This window comes from Acinetobacter sp. YH01019 (assembly GCF_013420285.1).
GTDB lineage: Bacteria > Pseudomonadota > Gammaproteobacteria > Pseudomonadales > Moraxellaceae > Acinetobacter > Acinetobacter gandensis.
The window spans coordinates 1-9,040 of record NZ_VOYM01000096.1 but is presented as its reverse complement, the minus strand read 5'-3'; the positions used below and the strand labels follow the sequence as shown (position 1 = coordinate 9,040).

Below are 9,040 nucleotides of genomic sequence, written 5' to 3'. Positions count from 1 at the left end.
CAACTTTAACATCATGTGTGGTTCCATCGGTAATCATGAAATCAATAGGATTGCCATGTGCATCAACAATCAAATGTATTTTTGAGGAGTTTCCTCCTACACTTTTAGAAATAGATTGATTCGCTATACCGGCAGAATGTTGATGAGCACGTACATGAGAGCCATCAATAAAAATCCACTCCATATCGGGGCATGAGGCTAGTAATTTGAATAATCTAAGTAACTTACCGCTGCTTGACCAACGATTAAAACGTTTGAAAATAGAGTTGGAATGACCAAAACAAGAAGGAATATCTCGCCACGGACAGCCTGTTCTAATTCTATAGAGAATAGCTTCAATAAAATTGCGTAAATTTGAGTTGTGGTGAATGGATAAATTACGCAGAATAACTTTCAACTTTTGCCAGGGTTGATCTGTCAGCATGGTACGAGGCATAGCGAATAGTAAAATTGGGTTTGGCGATTTGATTTTACTACTTCGCTATTTTTTTAAACTAAAAGTGTCAACACACCCTAAGCATATTCAAGCGTAAAAAACCTTTAGCACCAGCTACATTAGAGCGAATTGTGAGGGGGATTTTAAAATATATCGTTCACAACCCAAAACCTTACATCGTGGACAATGTGGCGCCAATTCTTACTGAGTGTGCCAATGGTTCAAGTCGTAGATCCATGCCAATAAATGAGCCATTACGTACAATTACAGCAGAAACAAAAGGCGGTACACATGCGCTATACGTGTGTCACCTATCTAAAATGAAAAAGGGGTGCACTGGCCAAGAGCTATCAGAACCATTTCACACGTTAACGACCGTGAATCAGTTTGCGGAAGTACGTGCGCTACTTTTGAAATTTACCGGGCAATTCAACTTTAAGAATGACTTGTTTGAACGTTTCGGCTTAATCGAAATCAATAATGAACATTATTATATTGAAGACATTGGTTTTAGGATGATTCAACCATTTGAGTTGTATAAGGCTCAGGGCTTTCCAAGCAATTACATCTTTACTCATGGTGTAGATGAAAATAACCAAAAAATTAAGCTGACGAAAACTGAGCAATACAGAATGGTAGGTAACTCAGTACCTCCAGATCTATCCCATGCACTTGTCAAAGCAAACTTTAAACATGAAATGAAATATCAAATTGCATCGTAAAAAAAACCTAGCATTGATTGGTCAATGCTAGGTGGGTATAAGACTTTTCAGGGGCTCTTATATTGCAAATGCTAACTGTGCTACTGGTGGCTTTAACATGCCCATTGATGTTAATACATCAGTGTATGTACGTACAGACCAGGTATTCGTTGATATATCAAAATAGATACAACTAAAAATAGTTTTGTACTCAGCGTACAGGGTAATCAAGTCAAAGCTATCGATATTGGCATTTTCAACCCGTTCGCTATATGTTGTACTGTAAGAGACACGCGTTAGATCTTCAGGTGCAAAATAGACAATACGTGCTTTGTCGCCGTGTCGTTCGTGGTTGTATTTGATCGTATTACACTTTGATAATCTCTCAATGTAACGGTCAAAAGATGCAGAATTTTGAACCTCTTTGTAGAGTATTTCCGCTGCATGGTAAATAAAGCAGTTGCTTAACCCAATGCCGTGCGAACTAAGGACTTTTTCTCCATCTGTTTTAAACATCGTGTAGCGTAGATACATCTTGAATACTCCAGGTTTTAAGCAATGAGCTTGATGTATTCATTTTAAAGACTGTTTGGGCTTTAAAATTTTTTCAAAAAAAAACCTAGCTAGGCTAGGTCAAAAGGGTAGAAGTTAATTAAATAACCTGAAGATCCAAAGTCCTAATGCTAAAAATGCTTCTTCCAGCACTTCAATCTTGGTTGTGTATTCAAGTGAATATAGATGTCCAACTTCAGTAACACTCAGTTTCATACGATTAGATAGGTCCAAGTCACTCACATTTAATTTGATCAGTGCATTAAACAAATAAATTAACGAAAAAAAGTTTTTTGATAAAGTTTTTGTGGCTAATAGATTTAATATAATTATCTAATTGGTTAGGTTATAAAAGGTAAAAATTTTGTCTAAATCTGATAATGACAACCCGTGTAAAACCAAAGAGAAACCGTTTTGGAACCATGTCAATACAGATGACTACGAAGAAGAAAACGAATATAAACACCAAGCGCCATCGTTCTTTAAGTATTTATTCAATATGTGCAGAAGCTGGCTAATAGTCATTATCGAAGTGCATATTCTTATTGGTTTTATTCTACTGGTTTTGTACATGTGGAAAGGCGTTTTAGTTTTTAATTAATAACGCTGTTTTTGAACAAACCCAATTCATGAATCTGAAAGCAGTTTGCCGTAGATATTTAACATTCAACGCTATTAAATGCTCAATCTGTTTATGCGATGAATTCCCTCTAAACCATCTGCATATACAAGTGAGTCGGTTCCTGATCTCTGGCCATGGTCTGACCAGGCCTGGAAACCAAAATCACCGCGTCAAAATTTAGTACGCGCAACAGCCTTATATCACTTGAGTTTTTCTAAGATCTAAGTCAATTTTGAACTTCCAATACGACCAGTAGGCAAGTGGCATGCCTACTGGTTTTTATTTTTTGATTGATCATCAGACATGCAAGAAATAGAATTGGTATATATATTCTTTCACCGGTCTTGAGATGTCAGAAAAATCAGAAATACCGCTTAAAGCTGGTGATTTAGTTGAAATTGAAGCTCTTGCTCCTGGTGCACCTAAACGCATTCCAGTGGCGTTAGAGCTGCTGTCGGCTGGATTTGCATCACCAGCACAAGATTTTATTGAAAAGTCGGTCGATCTCAACGAAATGCTGATCACCAATGAGTACTCTACGTTTATTGGTAAAGTAGGCTCTCGTTCCATGCTAAATGCCGGTATAGATATTAACGATAAGCTCATAATCGATAGAAGCTTAGACGCCAAGCATCTAGATATTATTGTTGCTCAGCTAGAAACAGACTTTACCGTTAAGCGGTTGATGATCACCAAGCAAATGTCAGCTGGTGAAATTAATGAAATTTTTGGTCCAGATGCAAAATCTATCCCTCCAGTTTGGCTTAAAGCAGAAAACCAAGAGCACTCACATATTTTTCTAAAACCTGAACAGGAATTGATTGTGTGGGGCGTAGTGACTTACATCATTAAAGACGCACGAAAATGACAAACCGGGTATTTATTCATGTTGATATAAATTCGGCATATTGTTCGATGGAAGCATTTTGGAACCCTAAGTTAAAGGGTAAACCATGCGTTGTCTTAAGCTCTAATGATGGAACAATCATCGCGAGAAGCGCTGAAGCTAAACTCTTAAAAATCCCGATGGGTGCGCCACTCTTTAAGGTCCAAGACATCATCAATAAACATAACGTTCATGTGCTATCGAGCAATTTTGCGCTATATGGCGAAATGTCACGCCGTTTTCATGGAATATTATCTGGTTTTGTAGATCCAAGCTGTTACAGCATTTACAGCATTGATGAAGGCTTTATAGAATTTACTCAATTTACTAAAAACTTTGATGCTACTGAAATGGCACGGGAGATTCGGCATCAAGTATATAAGTTTATTGGCTTAACAACGTGCGTGGGTGTTGGTAGAACACTGACTGAAAGTAAAATGGCCAACAACCTTGCCAAAAAGAATCCAGAATTAAATGGAATCTGTAATTTAGTGACAATGAGCCTGGTAGATGTCGAAAGCTACTATCAAAGCATGCCAGTTGATGAAATATGGGGTGTAGGGCGAAAGTACGCTAAAAAGCTTAATGACATGGGGATTTTAAGTGTGCTGGATCTTGCAACATCCAACCCGAATCGAATGCGTGAACTCTTCAATGTGAATATGCAAAGTACGATTTTAGAATTGCTTGGCCAGCCATGCTTTGAATTTGAAAGTTCACCTAAGGCGAAACAACAGATTGTCTCGAGCAAATCTTTCGGCCAGAAAATTACTGAGCTCTCAATTCTTCAAGAAGCCGTCAGCAAATATACCCATAATGCATTCAATCGGCTTGTTGCTGAACACCAGCTATGCGGATCTCTGATTGTTTTCTTGCAATCCAACCCATTTGACCAGTCAAAACCGTATTACAGCAAGTCGTTAACATACACGTTTACCCAACCTACAAACAATTTGATGCAACTGGTTAAAGCTGCCACATCACTGATTGATAAATTGTACAAAGAGGGGATAGAGTTTAAGAAATGTGGCGTGATGTTGTGTGAATTGATAAAAGAAGAACATCGCACGATCGGCCTACTAACTGACGTAGAGCAGCTTGAAAAAGAGCAAGCGTTAATGACGGCGTTTCAAAACATTCAAAGTAAGTTTGGCAAGGCTAAAATTGCTGCTGGATCATGTAATCTGAAAAATAGAGATTGGGAACCTAAGTCAGAACGTCAAAGCCGTAACTATTTTAGTGAGGCTGGTATGATTGTCTTCAATTGATTCATTTGAGGGAATTTGTTGGCAATGACGGGGATGGTCAGACTCGAACTGGCATTCAAGGAATCAAACCTTTGCCTTAAAGAGATTGATCAAATCTCAAAATCAATTGGCTACACCCTCGGAAATATAAGAAATTAAGATTGCTGATAGCTTCTTGGTGATTCAGCTGGTGTACCATCATCATATCGCCAAAATAAGAAGCTTCCACTCCATTCGACTTCACCTGAAGCATAGTCACGGATCTTATCGCTCCAGCGGATAGGTTTAATTTCATGGTCTAAGAATTCATCCCACACAATAAACGCCGTGCCATCTTTGTTTGGGATTTGGTCCTCTATGAAGAACCAGGGTGACTTCACATCAACAGAACAGCGTTTTGTCATTTTGTCTCTCTCACTCTTTTGAGTCGTATGCATATTCATATAAGCCTCAAATCAATTGAAAAGATCCTGGAAACTGTTTTGAACGTCAGATCGTGCGATCGGCGCTGTTTCTTGTTGCACAACTTCATCAATCAAATAAGCAACAGGACTTACAGATTGGCTTTTTGTGAAAGTCGGTGCACCAGCTTCAGCGATAAACTTCTCGCTAATCGGTTTTTTGATTTCTAAGCGATACACACGGCGCAGCTTGTTTAAGCAATCAGACATTGAGCCATCGCCAATACCGTGACGGGCTTTCTTGTTATCACGAGTCTTAAACGTGAAGTATGGAAAATGTTTGGCCATGACTGCAGTAATGTCTTTACCAACCAAGTAAATGTGGCTGTGTGTTTCGTAGAAGTGGGTAAATGACGTCTCTACGTGATAAGCAGCCAACAAGCTTTTTGCTTGAGGGTCAGTGATAACCGATTTAACTTGGTTAATCATTTTTTTGGCAATTGTTTTGTTATTCATGATGAACACCCTATAAATTTGATTAATTAGATTGAGTTAATGCAAGTTGCGTAAAAATACGTTTTAGGCACACTTTACATGTAACAAGGTGCGGTACCGTGTCCACGGTAACTTCACCTACTTTCATTTTGAATTCTTTCTTTGCTTCATCTGCAGGGAATAAGCCTCCAGCTGAGCACAAGTACTGGTTTTTCTCACGAACCAATTTAGATCCTGAGTAGTCTTCATCAAAAACCAAGTGAGTCACTGTATTTGATTTTTCACCATCGCCCCATGATCCAGCTGACAAGCCTGACATTACAATTTTTACACCAGTGAACCATTTGAACGGTAAAGCACTGAAGTTTTTCTTCTGATCGATAGCATCAAAGATCGGTTTAGCTTGTTGCAGCGCATTGAATAATTCAAACAATGCAGTAATTTTTTTCTTAGCATCCTGTTCAGCCTGGTTCCACTTGGTTTGCGCCTCATACTCAGCACGGGTATACCAGACCACTTGCCCATTTTTTGCATATAGCCAAAGTTTTTTACCAGTCATGAGATGGTTCACCATCGCATCGGGCATATCAAACATGAGGTTGTTAAATGACATAACTTTGTCATTCAGGTTGATAAAAGACTTTTTATCTTCAGGTAGTAGCACCGGCACTAACGTAGAGCGTACTAATGCTTCGTAGTTGTCAGTAGACATGCTAGAACGTGGGAAACTATGACCTGTAAACACTGGCTTAAGATAAGGGTTGTATGGCAACTCAGTTGCTAAAACCTTGGTGGACCATTCTTCCCACAAATTGAACTTTTTAGCTTGTTCAACCATATGGTGCAGATCTGCAGTAGAAATTCTAACTGATGGCATTGAAGGGTTATTTACGGATTCTGGCGCACGAGTTACACGAACAAGTTCTATAACTTCATGCGCTTCAATTGGACCATATTTGCGATCAAGGTTTTTGTTCAGTAATTCATTAATAGAAACCATTTCAACTCCAAGTTTTAAGCTTTCTGCTTCAATATGTTTATTTTAAGATAGAACCTAACCCAAAAACTTTTTTAAAATTATTTATTATTGTTTTACTGGTCCTTGCTGCGACTTTTAACAGATAGCAGCTAAAAATAGTAATGAGGATGCTATTAGAATGATGGAAGCAATTAACGAACCATACAAATAAGCATTGATCCTGGTGCGCCAGATCTAGCGCTGGCCACAACCAAATTTCTAAACCTTTTTTTAATCAACTAAAAAAACATCGAATGCGGTTTTCAACTGCCAAAAAGTGAAGCAATAGACATGCTTCACTGGTTGTTGTTATTAAGCTTCAGTCAATTCATTAATATCTAGGATATGAACGCCGTTTGATGTCAGTAGCCAACATGGGAGGGTATGTGCTTCAGTGACTTGAAGTATGAGGCTGTTAAGAGTGTCACTAGATTTTTTGCAGTAAAGGCAATCAGGTTCAGGATTGCTACCATCATCATCAATCAATGGCGTGTCAGCAATTAAGCGGTATGAAGCATACTTAATGATGTCAATATCATCGGCATTGATTGGCTCTTTTGAGCTTAGGAGTACTTGCTCTAAGCTGAATGCTTCAGGTTCAATCCATTTAACCTTGCTGGTGTTTTCAATCTGGTAACTTAACTGAGTGCCATCAGCAAAAAACACGACAAATTGACCATCTTCAATGTGCTGTACTTTAAAATTGCATGGAATGGTGAATGTGTTGTAGTAATTCATGGGGTTTCTCCAAGTTGTAGGCGTTGAGCCTAAGTTGATTAATCGTTTAAAACAGATTCGATAAAAGAGAGTATTTCAGCTTTAAGAGATGCTGAAATGGTTGCAGTATTTAACTGGCTTAAATACATATCAGCTTTGTCTTTTATTTCTTTTGACGTTGCGGTTTTACGAATTAAAACTAATGTATTCCACATATTAAAAGCCCTTAAGGATAGTGATTAAATCTATATTCATTATACAAAGCGCAATAGCTGTTTAATTTTTCTTAAAATTTAAAATTTAAAAATTCAAAACCTTTTTAATCAATTAAAAAACATCGAATGCGTTTTAAAAAATGCCCAAAAGAAAAGGGATAAGGGTTTACGCTTATCCCTGTTTGGGTTTTAGATATGGCAATCAACAATCGTGATTATATAGTCGCTTGGAAAGCTCTTCAGCAATGCTTGGTTTTTGGATTCCCAATTTTCCTCTTTGTATAAGTCTTCTCCAAACAATCCACATTCTGAACCTGTCCAATCTCCGATTTCTGCATCAGTGGTAGCATCTAAGAAACAGTACGTACCGAATGGGTTTGCTGATTTTTTAGCTAGGAATTCTTCACGGCTCACCAAAAATTCATCAAATTCATGTCCGAATATGCCAAACAGGTTATCCGTATCACTGGCTTTCATTAATAAGATTGCATCTTGGTTATGATAGAAATTACGCTTATCGTTCACTGATTCGATTGATTCATCAGACCAAACATCAGCCCATGACCGCCAAGTACGTGAAGCATCACCGATACACTTCTCAAAATAGTCATAAACACGGTTAGCTTCGGTTTTTAAGCGGTTGATTTCGGTTTCAAAATCTAGCTCACCAATCGGACAGCTATCCACTTTTCGTCCATCAAGACGCAACAGCATGTTTTTCCAACGTCCTCCGATTTCATACCAATCGTATTTCGGATTCGGGTTGGTGGTGGTGAAGTAATCGACCACTTTACCGTCAGCATCAAGCTCTATCCATTCTGTCCAACTTTCATCAGGTTTTTCACCTGTCAAAACAGTCGGCGTAACTTTTTCGTTATACCAGTTAATGAACTGTTGAAGCTCAAACACTTCAGTACATGGCACATCTTTTTGATGCCATTGAATGAACATGCCTAAATCACGAATGCGACTTGAGTACGTACCATCATCGTTTTTGACCTGTACCACTGATAAATGTTTACCGCCGTTCGGGAAGTCAGCAAAAATATCACCTTTGTTGTTTTTGATGGCATCAAGCTCGAAGTCTGTTGCATCACGCACGAAACGAGGGTCGTCAAGAAACGCATAGCGTTCTTCACCATCATCTATGATAGGCTTTGAGTTTTTCATCAAAGTGATTTCTGTCGATTCGTATTGGTCTTTAATTTCGTCCAATGATGATTCTGAAATGCAATATTTGTTTTTAATGCCTGAGCATTCAAATTCGTAAAATGGTTCTAGGGCATCTACAACATCACCATCAGGGGTGGTAACTACTGCAACTGTGAAATGTGACATTTTAAAATCTCCAAGTTTTGAGCCGTGTGCTCTACATCTGAGATTCCATAATAGTTATTAAGTGGCGTTTATAATTTTTTCCTTAAAATATTAATGAAGCTGAATTTAACAACGGTAGTGGTTCAGTAATTAAAATATTTTAATCAATTAAAATCACCGTATACGTTGAATAAAACTAATATCAATTATTTATATTTAATTAAATAAAATAAGGCTCACATATTAAAATAACCTGATTACATAGATCTATATCAAAAAAAGATGGCAATAATTAATAGTTGCCATGGCAGAGTAAAACTTGAAGTGCGACATAAACCACCTAATTAATTTAAAGGGTTTATGGAGTATATAAAATTGTCATACCATCATCTTAACTTTGAAGATCGTACTGCATTAATGCTTGAGTCAAGAA

General features: G+C 37.9%; 12 protein-coding genes and 1 pseudogene. 4 read left to right on the top strand and 9 right to left on the bottom strand.

Annotation, left to right across the window (positions count from 1 at the left end; genetic code table 11):
* Window positions 1-436: pseudogene (locus tag FTT84_RS15590) on the bottom strand (IS5-like element ISAba31 family transposase); the annotation flags it as partial.
* Window positions 437-567: 131 nt separating this feature from the next.
* On the opposite strand from FTT84_RS15590, the gene FTT84_RS18115 reads away from it, so the two are divergent.
* Window positions 568-1,158 (top strand): DNA cytosine methyltransferase, encoded by a 591-nt coding sequence (locus FTT84_RS18115; RefSeq protein ID WP_227504911.1) that lies wholly within the window; start codon window positions 568-570, stop codon window positions 1,156-1,158.
* A 57-nt stretch (window positions 1,159-1,215) separates the two neighbouring features.
* On the opposite strand, the gene FTT84_RS15580 is transcribed toward FTT84_RS18115, so the two are convergent.
* The gene (locus FTT84_RS15580) at window positions 1,216-1,671 is read right to left on the bottom strand and encodes a hypothetical protein (protein WP_033917523.1); all 456 of its coding nucleotides are present in this window, start codon (window positions 1,669-1,671) and stop codon (window positions 1,216-1,218) included.
* A gap of 114 nt (window positions 1,672-1,785) precedes the next feature.
* Window positions 1,786-1,923, bottom strand: coding sequence for a hypothetical protein (locus FTT84_RS15575; protein ID WP_155276666.1), 138 nt, complete (start codon window positions 1,921-1,923; stop codon window positions 1,786-1,788).
* 130 nt (window positions 1,924-2,053) lie between these two features.
* On the opposite strand from FTT84_RS15575, the gene FTT84_RS15570 reads away from it, so the two are divergent.
* From FTT84_RS15570 to FTT84_RS15560, 3 genes are all read left to right on the top strand, one after another.
* The gene (locus FTT84_RS15570; protein WP_038350011.1) at window positions 2,054-2,290 is read left to right on the top strand and encodes a hypothetical protein; all 237 of its coding nucleotides are present in this window, start codon (window positions 2,054-2,056) and stop codon (window positions 2,288-2,290) included.
* A 370-nt stretch (window positions 2,291-2,660) separates the two neighbouring features.
* The gene (gene umuD, locus FTT84_RS15565) at window positions 2,661-3,179 is read left to right on the top strand and encodes a translesion error-prone DNA polymerase V autoproteolytic subunit (protein ID WP_033917549.1); all 519 of its coding nucleotides are present in this window, start codon (window positions 2,661-2,663) and stop codon (window positions 3,177-3,179) included.
* Entirely contained in the window at window positions 3,176-4,465 is a 1,290-nt protein-coding gene (locus FTT84_RS15560) for a Y-family DNA polymerase (protein ID WP_038350012.1), read from the top strand. The genes umuD and FTT84_RS15560 overlap by 4 nt, the downstream gene beginning before the upstream one ends.
* A gap of 134 nt (window positions 4,466-4,599) precedes the next feature.
* Here the strand turns inward: FTT84_RS15560 and FTT84_RS15555 are convergent, their stop codons facing one another.
* The 6 genes from FTT84_RS15555 to FTT84_RS15530 form a co-directional block, all read right to left on the bottom strand.
* Window positions 4,600-4,848 carry a hypothetical protein gene (locus tag FTT84_RS15555; RefSeq protein ID WP_033917550.1) on the bottom strand — a complete coding sequence of 83 codons (249 nt, stop codon included), beginning with the start codon at window positions 4,846-4,848 and terminating at the stop codon, window positions 4,600-4,602.
* 51 nt (window positions 4,849-4,899) lie between these two features.
* Complete coding sequence (locus FTT84_RS15550) at window positions 4,900-5,361, bottom strand: hypothetical protein (RefSeq protein WP_046127872.1); 462 nt, start codon at window positions 5,359-5,361, stop codon at window positions 4,900-4,902.
* A gap of 22 nt (window positions 5,362-5,383) precedes the next feature.
* On the bottom strand, window positions 5,384-6,340 hold the full coding sequence (locus FTT84_RS18110) for a hypothetical protein (protein WP_228160841.1): 957 nt from the start codon (window positions 6,338-6,340) through the stop codon (window positions 5,384-5,386).
* Window positions 6,341-6,670: 330 nt separating this feature from the next.
* Window positions 6,671-7,096: a hypothetical protein gene (locus FTT84_RS15540; RefSeq protein WP_024160768.1), complete on the bottom strand. Its 426-nt coding sequence runs from the start codon at window positions 7,094-7,096 to the stop codon at window positions 6,671-6,673.
* A 38-nt stretch (window positions 7,097-7,134) separates the two neighbouring features.
* Complete coding sequence (locus tag FTT84_RS15535) at window positions 7,135-7,290, bottom strand: hypothetical protein (protein WP_005006030.1); 156 nt, start codon at window positions 7,288-7,290, stop codon at window positions 7,135-7,137.
* 189 nt (window positions 7,291-7,479) lie between these two features.
* On the bottom strand, window positions 7,480-8,628 hold the full coding sequence (locus tag FTT84_RS15530) for a hypothetical protein (protein ID WP_024160769.1): 1,149 nt from the start codon (window positions 8,626-8,628) through the stop codon (window positions 7,480-7,482).
* Window positions 8,629-9,040 lie beyond the last annotated feature (412 nt).